At 45.7% G+C, this 19,089-nt stretch carries 11 protein-coding genes; 7 read left to right on the top strand and 4 right to left on the bottom strand.

Features of this window, described 5'->3' with window-relative positions:
• The first annotated feature begins 62 nt into the window (after positions 1 to 62).
• Complete coding sequence (locus tag AC1DYT_RS11585) at positions 63 to 719, top strand: hypothetical protein (protein WP_477469767.1); 657 nt, start codon at positions 63 to 65, stop codon at positions 717 to 719.
• Between the two features lie 6 nt (positions 720 to 725).
• Here AC1DYT_RS11585 and AC1DYT_RS11580 read toward each other — a convergent pair whose 3' ends face one another.
• Positions 726 to 1,193 carry a hypothetical protein gene (locus tag AC1DYT_RS11580; protein WP_477469766.1) on the bottom strand — a complete coding sequence of 156 codons (468 nt, stop codon included), beginning with the start codon at positions 1,191 to 1,193 and terminating at the stop codon, positions 726 to 728.
• Between the two features lie 395 nt (positions 1,194 to 1,588).
• Between AC1DYT_RS11580 and AC1DYT_RS11575 the strand changes: the two genes are divergently transcribed.
• Positions 1,589 to 1,864 carry a hypothetical protein gene (locus AC1DYT_RS11575; protein ID WP_477469765.1) on the top strand — a complete coding sequence of 92 codons (276 nt, stop codon included), beginning with the start codon at positions 1,589 to 1,591 and terminating at the stop codon, positions 1,862 to 1,864.
• Positions 1,865 to 2,052: 188 nt separating this feature from the next.
• Positions 2,053 to 2,508, top strand: coding sequence for a contact-dependent growth inhibition system immunity protein (locus tag AC1DYT_RS11570; protein WP_477469764.1), 456 nt, complete (start codon positions 2,053 to 2,055; stop codon positions 2,506 to 2,508).
• Positions 2,509 to 2,736: 228 nt separating this feature from the next.
• On the opposite strand, the gene AC1DYT_RS11565 is transcribed toward AC1DYT_RS11570, so the two are convergent.
• The 3 genes from AC1DYT_RS11565 to AC1DYT_RS11555 form a co-directional block, all read right to left on the bottom strand.
• A complete protein-coding gene (locus AC1DYT_RS11565; protein WP_477469763.1) occupies positions 2,737 to 3,471 on the bottom strand; it encodes a DUF3667 domain-containing protein in 735 nt (244 codons plus the stop codon).
• 789 nt (positions 3,472 to 4,260) lie between these two features.
• Positions 4,261 to 5,997, bottom strand: coding sequence for a phospho-sugar mutase (locus tag AC1DYT_RS11560; protein ID WP_477469762.1), 1,737 nt, complete (start codon positions 5,995 to 5,997; stop codon positions 4,261 to 4,263).
• Between the two features lie 332 nt (positions 5,998 to 6,329).
• A complete protein-coding gene (locus AC1DYT_RS11555) occupies positions 6,330 to 7,493 on the bottom strand; it encodes a hypothetical protein (protein ID WP_477469761.1) in 1,164 nt (387 codons plus the stop codon).
• Between the two features lie 870 nt (positions 7,494 to 8,363).
• Between AC1DYT_RS11555 and AC1DYT_RS11550 the strand changes: the two genes are divergently transcribed.
• The 4 genes from AC1DYT_RS11550 to AC1DYT_RS11535 all read left to right on the top strand — a co-directional run bounded on the left by AC1DYT_RS11550 (position 8,364) and on the right by AC1DYT_RS11535 (position 19,020).
• Entirely contained in the window at positions 8,364 to 11,549 is a 3,186-nt protein-coding gene (locus AC1DYT_RS11550; RefSeq protein ID WP_477469760.1) for a SusC/RagA family TonB-linked outer membrane protein, read from the top strand.
• Between the two features lie 20 nt (positions 11,550 to 11,569).
• Complete coding sequence (locus AC1DYT_RS11545) at positions 11,570 to 13,372, top strand: RagB/SusD family nutrient uptake outer membrane protein (protein WP_477469759.1); 1,803 nt, start codon at positions 11,570 to 11,572, stop codon at positions 13,370 to 13,372.
• Positions 13,373 to 13,509: 137 nt separating this feature from the next.
• On the top strand, positions 13,510 to 17,091 hold the full coding sequence (locus AC1DYT_RS11540; protein WP_477469758.1) for a VCBS repeat-containing protein: 3,582 nt from the start codon (positions 13,510 to 13,512) through the stop codon (positions 17,089 to 17,091).
• A gap of 90 nt (positions 17,092 to 17,181) precedes the next feature.
• Positions 17,182 to 19,020, top strand: a complete 1,839-nt coding sequence (locus tag AC1DYT_RS11535; RefSeq protein WP_477469757.1) for a 3-keto-alpha-glucoside-1,2-lyase-like domain-containing protein — start codon at positions 17,182 to 17,184, stop codon at positions 19,018 to 19,020.
• Positions 19,021 to 19,089: the final 69 nt, after the last annotated feature.

The following is a 19,089-nucleotide window of genomic DNA, read 5'->3' as shown; positions in this document are numbered from 1 at the left end:
ATCATTTCCGGTATTCTTTAATTTCCTGGCAGTATATTTACGCAGATAAACACCAAAACCTTATGCGTAAAATTACTTTGCTTGTGCTTTGCTGCTGCGGCCTTATATCTGCCTGTTCAAATAAACTATTTCATAACGGTTATTATTTTGATAACGACGGGAAGAAAGTAAGCGGACTAATTACCTTTCAGCCATCGGGCGATAACTTTTATTACAAAGCCACAAAAGATGCCGATAAAGAGAAAATCAAGCTTGAAAATATCAAAGCCCTGGTAATGGTGCGCTTGAATGAGAACGACAGCCTCACGGTACTCACCGATGGCGGTAACGTCAACAAAAGATACTTCGCCAAAACCATCGCCGTGACCCCAACAACTCACCTGTATTACAAATTCAAATCAATCTCCAGCGGTGGCGGGATGACGATGACCCAAACCCCGGCACCCTCCTTTGGCCCGCCTACCTCAACCTCACACATCACCTATAATTATGGTTGGCGAATGTCTCCTTCTTACGATGCCACCCAGATGATACCGATGTACCAGGATGGTAATACCACTTACCAATTAACCAAAGGGAACTTTATCAAAGTATTGAGCAACGCATTTGCCGACGTGCCCGACCTTGTGCAACAACTGCAAAACAAAAAATTTAAGTTTAAAAACCTGGACAAGATATTGGCAGCATATCGCTCGAGGACGAAATACACGGGGAATTAGCGGTATCTACTGTAAAATGCTTTCGATATTCCGGATGCTTCTGTTCCGTCCCCTGATATAAAACAGGTGGAGCATCGCGCGAAATACGATAGCACCAACAGCTGCGCCCGCAATGCCCGATAATAATTGCCGCAGATTGAAATGAACAAACGCCGGGATAATCATTGCCAGGGCCACAAACCCCACCCAAATTACAAACAGGATGCGGAAGGCCTTGTGTAGTGTGGTATCAATTTCTACCAGCGTAGTATATTCATCTAAGGGTATCAACTTGCCGCTGAGCACGCAAGCCGGCGACTTGGCTGATGAGCCGATGATCTTAAAATCGGTATCGTTAACCTGCCCTATAAAATATTTAGTGGTTATTACCCTCGCCAGCGACGATTTATAAAGCGTGTTGTGGTTTAAGATTTCTCTGGTTGCCGGCAAGGTTTGCTGCACAGTAAAGACGTAATTATTTTTGCTGAGATTCATGCAGGGCTATGGTGAGATGTAAATGTAGAAAAATTTCAAACTAAAGTTGTTGGTACAACACTAACAATTAGGGAAATCGCTTTTAAAATCTGCAGCTGTCAAATTTTGACTAAAGCCTCCTTAAGGCCTTTTTATTGACCGTTGGCTGAAGCCAAACGGCAATGAACAGGAATATTTAAATAGAATTGCAGCCCTAATCATTGCCGTCCCACTTTAGTGGACGGAAATGAATCAAGAAACACGCGGGCTTTAGCCAAAAACAATCTGCAAGTTTTAAAAGCGATTTCCCTGCACTAACAATAGCGGAGGCAAAAATTTAAAACTAAAATGCCTGCGTCAAAGAGTTTGAGTTTTTAACGTTACTTCTTTATCTTGTACATCTTAACTTATTTCCCATGAAGCCTTTGCAGGTAATTTATTCGATTTTTTATAGCGCGGGCTTCTTTTTTGCGCTTTATATAGGCCTTCGTACTGGCTTTACAGGCAACAGCCACACGCCGCCGGGCTCATTCGTCATCGAGTTTTTTGTGTTGCCGGTAGGCTTGGTTTTATTGCTCATAGACATCGCACGCAATAGGCCCAACACTTTTAAAAAGTTACTTGTTCATGTAATAGGGTTATCGGCCAACTGGGCGATTATGGCTTATATATTAATACTATACTTTAGGTAGCAAATGCATTTTACGGTGCAGGCAGCGTTCCTCGAAAGATGACACTGTGCTTGAGTATGATACAAATTTCATTTATCGATATGCCGTGCCGGAATGTCCTGTTGCCGCAGGGGCTTTTTTCAAAGAGATCCCGCGGGGACGACATGACACACAAAAGCAATACGATAAGACAAATAACATATTAAATAGTGCAAAAAAGGCAGCAGCAAGTTTGTAATAAAATGGATAAAAGCATAAGTCAATTAGAAGGATGGAAATGGAAAAGTGAAATCCCGTCAAGGGAAACACACGGTGGGATTGAATGTAGATTTTATGAACTGCACAATCAACCTGTATCGGAACTTGACTTGGCAGATATAAGGTTTTTAATAGTTCAAAACACAGGATTAGAATATTTGGTAAATATTGCCATTGACAGACTAAAGGAAGATTTGTTTGTAGAGGTGGAATATTATCCTGGTGATTTACTTTGTTCTTTGTTAAGAATCAATAATGAGCCGAATTTTTGGATAACGCACTTAAAAGAAAAGCAGGAAATAATAGAACTTTACACGGAACAGAAAAAGAGATTGGGTTCAATTGATTTGACTGATGAGTTAATTCAACGAATCAAGGATTCATACCAAGAGTTCTTAAAGAAATAAAGTTATTCCGTCAAGCCTCCCTGGAGTGGCGCAGCATCGCAGCGTAATGGTACATTTGCAATTTGAACGGTAAAGTAGTATTTGTTCTTCGAAAGACAAAACTCCTACTGTCGCAGGGCCTTTTTCCTGCCTTCGCAGCTTCTTTTTTCAAAGATACCCTGCGTTTCAGGAATGATTTCCGTTTGCGATATGCTTTGCGGGAATTTTCTACCGCCGCAGGGTCCTTTTTCAAAAAGACCCGGGGACGGAATGTTTTATTATTACGTCAATTACCACCCCTACAATTATAGCTGTCAGCGTAAACGTTATCATCCCTAATATATAAGCAGCAAATGCTTTTATATAGTTTACCGGTTTTTGCTTATCGAAAAACTGGCCGATGGCCCAGCTACAATAGGCAATACCTGCGACACCCGCTATTTGCACCAGGTTATAATGTGTAAGCCCCTGTATAATTGCGAAGGCGGCGAAAAACAACATTCCCATTCCAATTGTAAAACACAGAAGTATTAAAATTTCATAGAAATTGTAGCCGTATTTTTTGAAGAATATTTTTATCCAAAAAGCGATAAATACGCCCATAATAACGTTTGAATACCCATAATGCTCCTGAACCCATTTGAAGATAAGGCCAATTGCAGATTTTGCAAATGCATCATTTTTTGGATAACCATCTTCGATATGAAAGTAATGGTTTACCAGGGTGTAGATCAAAGAAGTTACAACGATGAAAATACTTGGTTTTACCAGCCGGCTTCTGTTTTCGGTAAGGAAGTGTTTTATATTTTCTCCCGGCCTCAAAAGCAACTCCCGTACGGTGTATAATATTCCTTTCTCAAAATGGAATTCGTGTTCAATTTCGTGGAGGATATAATGCCCGTTAATGCGTTTTATATGAACAGGCTGCCCGCAATTAGCGCAATAGTTTAGTGTTACCTCGGTATTACAATTTTTGCAATTCATATAGTGTTCGCCGTCCGTTAAATATTATGCCATCAATACGACAACCCAATAATCCGTATCGACAATAACGTAGCACATAAATACGCATTTTTAGGAATATTTGCTACCCTGCCGGGAGCTTTTCGGTGGAGAGATCTGTGCCGTCACCGCAGGTCTCTCGGCAGAGCACCCTGCGCTTCGGGACGTAATGATTTCATTTACCGATATCCCACGCGGGAATGTCCTGGTGCCGCAGGGTCCTTTTTCAAAGAGACCCAGCGGGGACGGAGAGGCTATATGCAAACGACTTGCTAATTCGTATAGTCTATGGTATTTGCTAATAATTATCTTTCAACTCGATCACTCCGCAAAGGGCTAACAAGCCTAACATAAATAAAATAATGCCACTAATAAGCATTGTAATCTTATGGCGGTTATTTATAGAATTACTTTCATTATCGAATCTTAATCTTGTAAAATAAAATAATAGCGCCGCGCCTATCAAAACACATAAAATTTCGTAAACTTTCATACTTTTAATTAATGTTGGTCGTAATTTTTAGATTTAATCCATTGCTTTCACCGTCGCTGTAGGGTCTCCGCCCATCCAGGAGCCCACGCCTGGAGATGCCAAAATTTGTTAGCGTCTACGCTTACATCATTGAGACATAAGTGCCTAAGAATGTACGTAAGCATTGACGCTTACAATTTTATTCAGTCCGGCGGACGCCGGACTGCGCGGTAGTAAGTTACGAAAAAAGCCACCAGTGTCACAACCGATGGCTTTCAAATGTCAAAGGAGTGGAGAGCTTACACGCCCAAATCCTTCATGATAGTATTGATCTTATCATCCAGTAGCTTATCTGTTTCGGCGTAGGCTTCTTTGCTGGCCAGTTTACCGTTTACGCTGCAATAGAATTTAATCTTTGGCTCGGTGCCTGATGGGCGGGCCGAGATGATGCTGCCATCGGCGGTAATAAACTGCAATACATCTGATGTTGGCAATTCTATCGGTTTACTGGTGTTGGTGGTCAGGTCGGTTTCCACGCTCTTTTCGTAATCCTTTAGGGTGATAACTTTCGAGCCGCCCAATTCTGCAGGCGGGTTGTTGCGGAACGTTTCCATCATGGCCACAATTTCTTCGGCACCGGTTTTACCTTTTTTAGTAAGCGAAATCAGTTTCTCTTTATAGAAACCGTATTGCACATAAGTATCCAGCAGGGCTTCGAACAAGCTGCTGCCTTTGTCTTTGTAATAAGCGGTCATTTCGGCAATAAACGCACTGGATACCACGGCATCCTTATCGCGTACAAAATCGCCGATGAGGTAACCGTAACTTTCTTCACCACCACCGATGAACGTCTGCTGACCTTCAAATTTGGTCATCAGCTCGCCGATGTATTTAAAGCCGGTAAGTGTGTTGTAGCAGGTTACGTTTTTGGCTGCCGCTATGGCATCTATCAGGTAAGTGGTTACGATGGTTTTTACGATGTACTCCTTGCCGGTAAGCTTGCCTTTTTCTTCCCATGCGGTAAGCAGGTAGTTGATGAGCATGGTACCGGTTTGGTTGCCGTTCAGCAGTACAAATTCGCCGTCTGTATTTTTAACGGCGATGCCTACACGGTCTGCATCAGGGTCGGTCGCTAATACCAGGTCGGCATCGGTATTCTGTGCTTTTTTGAGGGCCAGGGTGAGGGCCTCTTTTTCCTCGGGGTTAGGGTAAACCACGGTTGGGAAATTGCCATCGGGCGTGGTTTGCTCATCTACCAAAATCACATTCTCGAAACCGAAACGCTCCAATGCCTGCGGCACCAGGGTAATACCCGTACCATGGATAGGCGAGAAGACGATCTTCAGGTCCTTTTGGCGCTTAATAGCATCCGGCGATACCGAAAGGGTGGTAATGTTATCCAGGTAAAGCGCATCTACCTCTTCGCCAATTTCTTCGATGTTGGCATCTACGCGGGTAAACTTCACCTCGTCGATGCTTTTTATCTTGGCAACCTCGTCCATTACGGCAGCATCGTGCGGGGCAACAAACTGACCGCCGTCGTCGCCGTAGGCTTTGTAGCCGTTATATTCTTTAGGGTTGTGCGATGCGGTAAGCATTACCCCGCTTTTGCAACCGAAGTGGCGCACAGCAAAGGAAAGCTCTGGCGTAGGGCGCAGGGCCTTAAAGTAGTAAACGTGGATATCATTTGCCGAGAAAACGTTGGCGGTAATGGTAGAGAACAGGTCGGCATTGTTGCGGCTATCGTGCGCGATGGCCACTTTTATTTTTTCGCCGGGGTAAGTTTTTTTAAGGTAGTTGGCCAGGCCCTGCGTAGCCGAGCCGATGGTGTATTTATTAATACGGTTGCTACCCGGACCCATAATGCCGCGTAAGCCGCCGGTACCAAACTCCAGGTCGCGGTAAAACGAGTCGGTAAGTTCTGTATAAGCTTTATCGTCTATTAGTTTCTGAATTTGGGCCTTTACGTCGGCATCATAATTCCCCTCAAGCCATGAGTTGGCTTTCTGAAGGATGGTAGGGTCTAATTCCTGCATAGTGGTTTGTAGTTGTATTTCGGGTTAATAGGATTCTTACATCCAAATATGATAATAAAAATGTATTTTAAGTATGGCGAGGTTTATTCTGTCATGAATATTAACGCAGGCTTAATAGAATAATAAAAAAAGGGATTTTGTTTAGGAGGGGAGGAGATTTATGGCGGGCGAAAGATGTCTGAACTCGAATTTTAAGGAATTTGTTGAATTTATAGAATTTTGCATGGTTTGTTCTCATTCCGTGCTTCCTTAAATTCTTTAAAACGGCGCAGCCCTCTTGAGTACCATTTAAAAAAGATTAAGCACGAAAAATTCGGGTTCAGACAAAATTCTTACGGCTTAACAACCGTATCATCAACAAACACATCATCCAAATCGGGTTTGTTGCCGTCGGTTATCTTGCCTTGCAGCATGCTTTGCCCGGTAGTGCCGGGGTTATTGCCATGGCCAAGCGGCCATTTGCCGGTAGTGCCGTTAACCTTTAAATCGGCTACAAGGGCGGCATTCAGGCTAAAATCGGTGCAGTTGTTTTTGCTGAGGTGGTATTTTAGCCCGGCGTATTTCTGCGTGAGGGCCAGTATCTTCTCAAACTTACGCCGCGAAATGAATTTTCCGGCTACTTCGTCCCATTTATGCTCCGTATCGTCGCGATAGCCCGAAGGCGATGAAGGGAATAAGGGCGAGCCGGCAAACGGGTGGTTCTTATAAGGATAAAAGCCAAATGACAGCGATACATATGTAGAATCGCTGTTGTATTTGATGAGTGTAATAAAGGTATGCCCCGAGTTGGTGAAATGATAAACCTTGGGTTTGCCTGCTACGGGTTGTTTTACATGTATTAGCATAGCGTAGGCTACGGCTTTTTTGCCATCCTTAAAAGTATCTGATATTCGTTGGTAGGTTATTTTAGGGCTGCGCGGCTCAGTGGTTGCAGGTAAAAGCACCGCCGGCTGCCGGGCCAGCAGGGTATCATCTACCGCGTTGAAGTTAAGGTAGCGTTCGTCCAGATCCGTAGTATCGGTGGCGAGGGAATCTGCCGGGGCCTGCATAAGTGTATCGGCTCTGGTATCGCGCTGATTGTATTGCATGGTTTTGAAAAAGCATTTCATGGCCAGCGAGTACATTTTTAATTTGGCGAAGGCGTTGGCCAGGTTATACAGCAATTTTTTGTTTGATTGATTGGCATCGAGGTCTGTACCGATGCTAAGCTGCTTAAGGCGCTGCATCAGCAGTTTCCGTTCGGCAGATTTGCTGATTTTTACCTGCAAATCCTGCTCCAGCGCGGGGTCTTTTAGAGCCAGGTTGCTTGCAGCCTTATTGTTTATGCTGAAGCCCGGGTTTTGCGCATGTGCATCTTTAAGGTACCTGCCCGTGGTATCTACTGCATCGTACTTCGCAGCCGAAAATACCTGGGCCTTTACGCATAATTGCGCGCAAAACAATAAGACGGTAATTACTACTGCTTTTACGATAGGTGTGATATAGCGGGTTGGCATTAACATTATGCTGAGCTTGTGCAATATAGATAATACGCGCGGATTTGATATACTTACTTAGCCACCAAACCCATTTGCCGCTTATTTTTTACACAGCGCCGACGGATTTGGGCGGAATGACAGCGTAAAACACGCTTGCAAATACCGTGAAAATACCCGGCGCAGGGGAATATTCATGCCCTTCTGTAAATCCCTACTTTATATCGGGTGATAGGGCTCTCCAAAGCTGCCTAAGCGCAATGAGCAGGCCACACCTGTCAATGATAATTATATGAGCGTTAACACATGCCTTCTAAGATTTTATTGCTGCGCTTGAGCAAATTATTGCGCTGTTATTAAAATAGTTTAAAAAGTCTCGGCAACGCCATGTTTCTGTAAATTGCGCTTATCGTTATTTTTTTGCACAAAAATAGATTTGGCGAGCGACTTGCCTTTATTTGGTTTAAAAAGTCCACGCACTTTTCCCTGCCTGCCAACCTGCCCGGGTTGATAAGCAATTGCCGTTATTCGCCTTTTTATTTCGCATTGCATTTTGCTTTCTGTGGCTGCAATTGGCCCTGCAATACGCTATTTGATAACCAATAATGCACTTATTGGGCAACAAAGAGCCGTTGCTTATGCATTCGATTGCTCAATGTTTTTCTAAATGTAATAATATTAATCAAAAGTAAATTAATGGATTTTTTATAAGGCTTAAGCGAAAGCAATTAATTAATGGTTTAAAAGACACCCCTTAACATTTGTTCTATAAACGTTAACATTTGTGTTATTATCTCATTATTTACTCCAATACTTTTACTTCTGATGATTAAGGTGCAAACCGTAGCGCCTTTTTATCGCAACCAATTAAACTATTAGAAAAATAAATGTATGATGAGAAAATTACAAATTAAAAATCTTGTGGTACTACTTGGCCTAAGCTTATCATTTTGCTTGATGAGCCTGGCGAGTTTTGCCCAAACCCGGCAGATTACAGGTACCGTTACCTCTGCCGATGGAGCGGTGCCCGGTGCATCTGTTTCTGTAAAGGGGACAACCACCGGCGTTATGACAGACGTTAACGGCGGGTTTAAATTATCAGTTACCGGTAACCCAACCCTTGTGGTAAGCGTTATCGGTTACACCACTAAAGAAGTTGCCGTTGGCGCTTCTAATTCTTACACCATCAGGCTCGAATCTAACGTGAGCGCCCTGAACGAAGTTGTGGTTATCGGTTACGGTACCGCAAAACGTAAGGACCTTAACGGTGCCGTGAGTAGCGTAAACGCCGAAACCATTGCCAAGCTGCCTGTACCCTCGTTAGATCTTGCTTTGCAAGGCCGTGCGGCTGGTGTGCAGGTTACGGCTAATGACGGCGCTCCCGGCGGCAACACCACCATCCTTATAAGGGGGGTTGGTAGTTTGGCCAGCGGTGGTAACAACCCGTTGTACGTGGTAGACGGTTACCCGCTTGAGGGAGGCATCAACAACTTCAACACAAATGATATAGCAACTATAGATGTATTGAAAGATGCATCGGCCACCGCCATATACGGTATACGCGGTGCAAATGGTGTTGTTATCATTACTACCAAAAAAGGCCGGAAAGACGGCGTTCAGCTTTCTGTTGACGCTTACAACTCTTTCCAGGCGCAACCAAAGAAATACGATCTTTTGAATGCACAACAATGGGCTACACTGGCCAACGAAATTGGTGATGCAGATCAAAACTTTGTTGAATTGGCTAACTGGCGTAACCCATCATCTCTTACAACTGCCGATTGGCAAAGTGCGCTTTACCAAACAGGTAAAACACAAAGCTACAGTGTTGCAGTACGCGGCGGTAGCGATAAAGTACAAACGGCAATGTCTATCGGCTACTACGACCAGAAAGGTATTGTGTTAGGCTCTTACTTTAAAAGGGTAACGCTGGGCCTAAACTCAGATTACCAGGCTACAAAATGGCTAAAATCGTCTACAAGTGCTAAATATACCTACCAAACCAGCAACAACCCGTTCGGTACCGGTGCTTTGGGTAACTTAACACAGCTTATCCCAACATTAGATGGCGGTAACAGCGCAACCAGCGAGATAAAGGATGCAAACGGCAATTACGGTTTTTATAACCCTATAAATACCTATACTGCCAAGTATAGCAACCCGCTTTATGGCATCGAAAACAACGAGTACGAAAACATAGGTAACCTTTTGCTCACCAGTTCGTCGTTAGAGGCAACGATTATCGATGGTCTTAAGATCAAAACAAATGCAGGCGTAAGGCTTAACACCTACTCGGGGTCGTACTATCAGCCGGAAGACCTGCGCATACAAAATCAGTATCCAAGTGCGGTGCCGGGCAACGCACTGTATAGCCAACGCCAGAACAATACCTTCGAATGGCTTTGGGAAAACACCTTATCTTACGATAAAACTTTTGGCAAACATGCCATTAGTTTTGTAGGTGGTGTTTCTGAGCAAAGCACATCCTTTACTGCTAACGGAGGACAGGGCATACCGAAAAATGGCGTTATCCGCGATTTGGCGCAGTTAGTTGATAAAACCCTTCAGTTTGATGTAGAAGGCAATGGTAAAACCATTACTACTTTAGCTTCACAATTTGGCCGTTTAACCTACCGCTTTATGGATAGGTACTCTATTAACGGTACTGTGCGTCGCGATGGTTCTTCAAAATTTGACGATGGCCACAAGTACGGCGTTTTCCCGGTAGCAGGTGCTACCTGGAGGGCCAAAGAAGAGCCTTTCCTGAAAAACATTAGCTGGTTAAACGATCTGAAATTCCGTGGAAGCTACGGTAAAGTTGGTAACCAGGGCCCTATTAAACCTTTCCAATACCAGGCATTGTATTCAACAGGCTTACCGGCAGCAAGCAGTGGTAATTTGGGTTATCCTTTTAACAAGATATACCAGGGTGGCACAGCGCAAAGCCAGCCAGCTAATCCTAACCTGAGATGGGAAACCGATTATCAGACCGATATTGGTATGGATATAGCCTTTTTAGGCGGCGACCTTACCGTTGGTGTAGACTGGTTTAAAAGAGAGTCTAAAGACTTTTTATTACAACTTGCATCGCCTGCACAGTCCGGTTATTCCAGCATTACCCGCAACGTAGGTAGCATGGAAAATAAAGGTATCGAAATAGCGGTAAATTACAGGCATACCATAAACGAAGTTCACTACGGCGTGGCCCTAACCTTCTCGGCTATCAAAAATAAGTTGACCAGTATAACTTCGGGTACGGATTTCGTTACCAATTTTGGTGGCTTAGGTTTAACCGGCCCGGGATGGTCTGACAATACGTTCACCAAAACATATATCGGCCAGCCTGTTGGTTCTTTCTATGGTTACAAAACTTTAGGCATCTTCCAGTCGCAGCCCCAGGTTGCTGCCCTCAACGCAGCAGCAGCAGCAAAATTCCCTTCGAACCCATATTACTACCAAGTGGCTACATCTGCCGGCGACCGTTACTTTGAAGACACTAACGGCGATGGCCACGTAACTGTAGACGATCAGGTGAACCTTGGCAGCCCGCTGCCTAAGTTCTACGGCGGCTTAAACTTTGATGTTTCTTACCGCGCGTTCGATGTTAATGCTTACTTCTACGGTGTTTATGGTAATAAGATACTTAACTATCAGCAGAGCTCGCTGCAAAGCTTCCAGAACAGGGGCTTCGTAGGTGTTGAAAACGTAAGCTTACAGTATTATCAAAACCGTTGGACTTCTTCGAATCCATCGAACGTTTACACAAGGGCTACTTATAGCGATGCGCAAATCCTGAGCAACGTACCATCAAGCACCTGGATTGAAAACGGCAGCTTCCTTAAATTGAAAAACGTTACCGTTGGTTATACGTTGCCTAAGTTTATTAGCGATAAGGTTGACGTGGCTAAAATAAGGTTATATGTTTCAACCCAAAACCTCTTCACAATTACAAGTTACACAGGCCTTGATCCCGAAATTGGTATACAAGGTGGTAACCCCACACAAAATGGAGTGGACAACGGTACTTATCCGGGGTCTAAATTTTACACCGTGGGCTTAAATGTAACTTTTAAATAAGAAGATAAAATATTAACGATATGAAAATTAACAAGAAAAACTTCACCCTCTTAGCATTGTCTGCGGCATTAATGATGCCACTGGCCTGTAAGAAGGACTTTTTGTCGCAAACAAATCGATTCAAGTCTACTGCGGAAGCTACCTTCCAGAAAAAAGGAGACGTGATAGCCCTGGTAAACAGTATCTACGATGGTTACCAGAACAGCGATCTGCTTAAAAAAGCAATTTGGTATTACGCCAACTTCCAAACACACGATTTTTATAACTATGGGGCAGATGTTGCCTGGAACAACTACCAGATCAACTCCAGCTTCGGCGCGCTGTCTACGCTTTGGAACAATGCTTATATAGGTATTGCCCGTGCAAACTCTGCATTCGCCATTATTGCCACAGCTAAAGAAAAAGGTATCGTAACTGCTGCGCTGGCCGATCGCCTTACCGGCGAAGCCTACTTTTTACGCGGCATGACCTATTATTACCTGGCCGGCTCTTTTGGCGGCGTGCCATTGGAGTTGAAATCTGTTACAGATGGCTTAACCCCGCGCAGCTCGCAGGAAGACGTTTTTAAACAAGTTGTTGCCGATATGAAACTGGCTGAAGGGCTGTTACAGTCTAAAACAACTTTGCCCGGTGAAGATTTGGGCCGTGCAACCAAAGGAGCAGCTTACGCTTACGAAGGTGCTGCGCAAATGTGGCTGAAAGATTATACCGCTGCTTTAGCCGCTTTTAACAACCCGGAATTGACCAATAACTACCATTTGTTGCCAAAGTTTATGGATGTACACGAATTCACTAATCAAAATAACGATGAGTCGATATTCGAGATCCAGTTTGAAGTATCCGGGTCACAAAGCTGGGACGGCGGATGGCAAAATGGCGGCGAAGTTGCCTGGATAGACGACTTTAGCTGGCCCGAAGAAATATCAGGTTTTGGTTATGATTACGCAAACCCCAACCTTTGGTATTCTTATCAGGCTGGCGATAAACGCAGAGAAGCTACCGTTGTGGGCCCAGGCGACCAAATTAAAAGCGACGACATTGTTAATAAATGGGGGGGTATAAAAGGCTACCCTAACGTAACTGCTGGTTATCAGGCGTACGTTAAAAGTTTGCAGGATCACGCTGCTGATCCGAGTAAACCAGTCGACCTGACAAGCGGAACCAGGTTTGCGGTAAATACGGATAATAATACTAAGCCTGGTGAAATAATAAATACAGTTGGTACCGTTGCAAATCCATGGTATGGTGCGTCTGATCAGTTACGTTCTGGTTATTATAATGCCAAAAAATGGCGCGACCCACAGTTAACCGGTGGTACAGGTCCACAGGTAATATTCGGTTCTCAAAACCAAATATTGATGCGTTATGCTGAAGTTTTATTAAGCCGTGCAGAATGTAAAGTACGTACCGGCGACGTTGCAGGCGCTATGGCCGATCTGAAACTGGTTAGGGATAGGGCCTTTGGTGGCACCGCACCGGCAGTGATGCAGGATGGCCTTACTTACGATGGTAAGCCTACTACGCCTATTACCGATCCGTTACAGATGGTATTAAGCGAGTACAGGCACGAACTTACTGCAGAATACTCGGTATTCTACGATTTGCGCCGCGCTGGCCCAGGTGTGGCATCAGCATTTATAAAAGCTGCTTATGGTACCGATGCTACTTCAACTCCGCAGCCTTTTAAATTCGGCCCAACTGCCGATGGTAAACCGCATGGTGTTTACATTACTACTTTGCCTGAAGGGCGCGATATATTGCCTATCCCGCAACAGGCTATCGGTTTAAACCCGAATCTTACTCAAAACCCGGCTTACCAATAAGCAAAGCCGGTATCGCAAAAGAGGCTTTTCCTGAAAAGGGAAAGCCTCTTTTTTGCTGATTTAGTAGTTTTTTTAACCTAATTTTAAAGGCAAATCCCCTTTAATGCCGTGTTGTATCGGTAAACCTATTGTGCTGTATGAGAGTCCTTCGTAATATTTTTTTCTTCCTTGCTTTGTGCAGCCTGTTTGCATGCGGGCGTAAAGCCAATACCCAGTTCGAACAGATTGCTTCTTCCCATTCCGGTATCGAATTCAAGAATACCATCACCGAGAATGATTCTATCAACCCGCTCGATGTGGTGAACATTTACAATGGCGGCGGGGTAGGCGTGGGCGATTTCAACAACGACGGCCTGCCGGACCTGTACTTTACCGGCAATATGGTACCCAGTAAGCTTTACCTCAATAAAGGCGATTTTAAGTTTGCCGATATTACCGATGCTGCCGGCGTTAACGGCGCGGGCCGCTGGAGCCGTGGCGTTGCTGTAGTCGATATCAACAACGATGGGCTGATGGATATCTACGTTTGCAACACCATTAAAGCCGATTCTACCCAGCGCCATAACCTGCTCTATATTAATCAGGGAGTGGATAAAGACGGCATGCCTCATTTTAAAGACATGGCTGCGGCATACAATTTGCACGTAGGTACGCAATCAACCATGGCAAGTTTTTTTGATTACGATAACGACGGCGACCTGGACATGTACCTCACTGTAAACAATGCAAGCTCAACTTACAACCCTAATGTTTTTGGCCCAGCAATTAACCGTGGCCCCCACATAATTACAGGCAGGCTTTTCCGCAACGATTGGGACAGCAAGCTAAACCACCCCATTTTTACCGATGTTACCAATAAAGCCGGCGTAACCATCAGCGGCTTTGGCCATGGTGCCTCAACGGTAGATTTTAACGGCGATGGATGGAAGGATATCTATGTGTCCGACGATTTTATCTCCAACAACATCCTGTACATTAACAACCACGACGGTACTTTTACCGATCATTCCAAAGAATATTTCAAGCATACCTCGCTCAACTCAATGGGGCAGGATGTAACCGACATAAATAACGACGGCCTTGCCGATGTGGTAGAGCTGGATATGAACCCGGCCGATAACTATCGAAAAAAAATGATGCTCGGCCCAAGCAGTTACCAAACCTACCAAAACTTCGATGCCTTTGGCTATCAGTACCAATATGTGCGCAATACCCTGCAATTAAACCAGGGCCCACGCCTGGGGCAGCAGGGCAAAATAGGCAGCCCTGCCTTTAGCGAGATCGGATTTTTAAGCGGCATTGCCCAAACCGATTGGAGCTGGACCCCGCTGCTGGCCGATTTCGATAACGACGGCTACCGCGATTTGATCATCACCAACGGCTTCCCTAAAGATGTATCGGACAGGGATTTCATGATTTACCGCCAGCAGGCCTACGTAGCTGCGCCGAAGGAAACGGTGCTGAAACAGATACCCGAAATCAAGATACCTAATTACGCTTTCCAAAACAACGGCGACCTTACCTTTAAGGATGTTACCAAAGCCTGGGGATTGGATATCCCAACCTTTAGCAACGGTGCCGTTTACGCCGATTTGGATAACGACGGCGCTATGGACATGGTAATCAACAACGTAAACGACGAGGCCCTGGTTTATCGCAACACCGCGCGCGATGAAGGCAAAGACCTAACCAAGGTAAATTACCTGCAGGTAAGCTTCAAGGGCGATAAGCAAAACCTCAACGGGCTGGGCACCATCGTAAATATATATTACGACAAAGGCAAACAGCAGATGTACGAGAACACGCCTTACAGGGGTTATTTATCATCGGTGGAGAACATAGCCCACTTTGGCTTGGGCAAGGTTACCAAAGTAGATTCGATACTGATAAAATGGCCGGGCGGCAAAATGCAAAAGCTGGTTGGTGTAAAGGCTAACCAAAAGCTAGTGGTAAGTATTGCCGATGCAAAGGATAGTTATACGAATGCGCAGCCTTTAATTGATACCAAAGCATTGTTTACCGAGGTGACCGATTCAGTGGGTCTGCATTGCTTCAACACCAGCACGCCTTTTATCGATTTCAACGTGCAGAAACTGCTGCCGCATAAGTTATCGGATTATAGTCCGGCCCTTGCCGTTGGCGATATCGATAACGACGGCTTGGACGATATGGTAGTAGGGGGCGATTCTTACAACCAGGCGCAGGTAATATTCCAGTTGCCCAACGGTAAATTCAGGCAGCGCAATCTGTTGCCCGGCACCACGTTCCCGCCTATAATTTTTAAAGATGCAGGCTTATTGCTTTTTGATGCCAATGGCGATAGCAAGCTCGACTTGTACGTTGCCAGCGGTGGCTACGAGGCCGGCCCCAACGACCCGGAATACCAGGACAGGCTTTACCTTAACGATGGAAAAGGCAATTTTACCCTGGCAAAAGATGCCGTGCCCACGAATTTTACCAGCAAACTATGCGTACGCGCATTCGATTATAATAAGGATGGTAAGTTGGATTTGTTCGTATCGGGCAGGGTAAGGCCATGGGAGTATCCAAAACCGGTATCGAGTATCATCTTACGTAACGATAGTAAAGATGGCCACGCCAAATTTACCGATGTTACCGCCGAAGTGGCTCCCCAACTAAAAGATATAGGCCTGGTGTGCGATGCGCTGTTTACCGATTTCGATAACGATGGCTGGCCCGATCTGGTGTTGGCAGGCGAATGGATGCCGGTTACTTTCCTAAAGAATCAGCAGGGCAAATTCGTGAACGTTACAAAAGACACAGGCATAGCCGGCAAGCTGGGTTGGTGGAACTCTATAACCGCGGGCGATTTCCGCCACACTGGTCGTATCGATTACATCGTGGGCAACGTTGGGCAAAACAGCCTGATGCAGGCCAGCGATGAATACCCGGTTTATATCAGCGCCAAGGATTTCGACAAGAGCGGTGCCTATAGTGCCATTCCGTCCATATTCCTGCTGGATAAAGATGGTGTACGCAAAGAGTTCCCGGTGCAGGGCCGCGACGATATGACGAAGCAGATGATCAGCATGAAGAAGAAGTACACCAACTACAAATCGTACGCAACGGCAACAATGGATGATATCCTTACGCCCGAGCAGCGCAAAGGTGAATTGAGGTTGAAAGCCAATATGCTGAAATCGGCCTACATCCGTAATGACGGCAACGGCAAGTTTACGCTCATCCCGTTGCCCGTTCAGGCACAGGTATCTACCATAAACGGCATGGAAACCGGCGATTTCGACGGCGATGGCAACCTGGACGTGGTGATGAACGGGAACGATTTTGGTACCGAGGCCTCCATAGGCCGTTACGATGCCCTAAACGGGTTGATGCTGAAAGGCGATGGCAAGGGCAACTTTAAGCCGCTGAGCATATTGCAGAGCGGTATCTACATCCCCGGCAACGGCAAGGCTTTGGTAAAACTGCGCGACAATAAGGGTAGGGTGCTGCTGGCCGCCAGCCAGAACAGTGATTTTATGAAGATATTCAAATGGAAAGCCACCGGGCGTACCATTGCCGTTAACCCCAACGATGCCTACGCATTAATCAAATATAAAGACGGGCAAACCGAAAAGCAGGAGTTCTATTTCGGATCTTCTTTCCTGTCGCAGTCTGCCCGTTTTATCACCTGGAACAATGGTATCGAAAGTGTTACCATTATTGACGATTCCGGTCGAAAAAGGGATGTAAAATAATCGTGCAATCGATTGTTTTTTGAATATATTTGTTCAATAACTAAAACTAAATTATAGCGTAACCCGCCACTAATGGGTAACGCCCCGCTAATGATGATGAATAAAAAAATTTACACCGCCCTTGGGATAGCCCTGCTGCTATTGGGCACGGCAGGCATGCGGCAGGCCAATGCGCAGGCTTTAAAAAGCCAGGTATCGTTAACAGATCTATCGGCCTTTGCCACCGCGCCCAAAAACTGGCAGCTGGCAGCTACTGTGCATGCCGATATGGATAAAGTAAACGAATTTGCCTTAACGCAAGGCAACGGCATACTGGTAAACAAGATAGATGATAAGAACCCCGGGCACGACCTTTACTTCACCCTCCAGCACGGCGATATCGACCTGGAGTTGGATTATATGATGGCCAAAGGTGCAAACTCGGGCATATACCTGCAAGGCCGCTACGAGATACAATTGCTGGATAGCTGGGGTACAGTAAACCCAAAATCGAGCGATAACGGCGGAATTTACGAACGCTGGGACGATGCCAAACCCGATGGCATGAAAGGCTATGAGGGCCACGCGCCAAGGCAGAATGCCAGCCGCGCCCCCGGCTTGTGGCAGCACATTCGCATATCCTTTCAGGCACCAAAGTTCGACGATAAAGGCGTAAAGATTTCCAATGCTAAAATACTTTACGTTTGGCTCAACGGCGTGCTGATACAGGAGAACGTAGAGCTATCGGGCCCAACCCGTGGCGCATTCGATGCTACGGAAAGCGCCATAGGCCCGCTGCGTTTGCAGGGCGACCACGGCGCGGTAGCTTTCAAAAACATCAGCTATACCAATTTCAACAAGCCGCATCCAACGGTAGCAAACCTTAAATACACGGTTTACAAGGGCAACTTTAATGCCGAGCCCGATTACAAGACTTTGAAGCCTGTGGCAGAAGGCGTTCCGCCGATGCTTACTTCCAACGAAGTAAAGCTGGCCAATGAGTTCTTGTTGAAATATACCGGCACCATACACGTTTACGAGGCGGGCGAATACACCTTTAAATTAAGCGTTCCCGGTGGTAAGGGTGCTTTGCGCATCAACGGTGCACCGGCAGTTACGGCAGGTGGTTTCAGGGGCGCGGGTACGGTTACTTTGCCCGCAGGTGATTTGCCTTTCGAATTATACTACACCAAAAATGTAGACTGGGCCAAAGCAGCCCTGGGCCTTACGGTAAGCGGCCCCGGCGTACGCGAGTTTCTGCTTAGCGATGGAAACGTCAGCAATAACGATGCGGTAGACCCCATCCTCATCAACGCTACAGAAAATGTCATCCTCCGCAGCTTTAGCGATCTGCCGGGTGGTTTCCGCGTAACCCATGGCATTGGCGTTGGCAGCACCGAGCAATTGCATTATACCTACGATGCTGATAAAGGCATGATTGTGCAGATATGGCGCGGCGGCTTCCTTGATGCTACGCCCATGTGGCACGACAGGGGCGACGGCTCCTCGCGCCCGGCCGGTTCGGCACAATTTTTTGGCAAACCTGCGCCCGGCATAGCCAAACTGGCAACGCCTGATGCAGCATGGCCGGCCGATACCAATGGTACCGCCTACAAGCCAAAAGGCTACGTACTGGATAACGATGGCCGCCCAACCTTTAAATACCTGCTTTACGGCGCTTTGGCTACAGATGCCAGTTTAGTGATACCCGGCGGGCAGGGCCTTCACCGCGAAGTGAGCATTGCAGCACCGATTGAGGGCCTCACCATGCGCCTGGCACAAGGTAGCAAGATAGAGCTGCTGAAAGGCGGTTACTACAGCGTGGACGACCAGTATTATATTAAATTGGATGATGGCGTTACCGATAAACCGGTAATCCGAACCTCTGGCGGCATGCAAGAGTTGATTATCCCAATCCAAAAGAAATTAACCTATTCCATCATTTTTTAAGAAGCAGGTTATGAAGAAGTTAATAGAAGTTAGAAAAGTTGGAGATGTTAGAAAGGTTGAAAGAGTTGG

The organism is Mucilaginibacter sp. P1_D10, assembly GCF_056406215.1.
The sequence above is the reverse complement of the archived record's forward strand: the minus strand, read 5'-3'. Positions and strand labels throughout refer to the sequence as shown.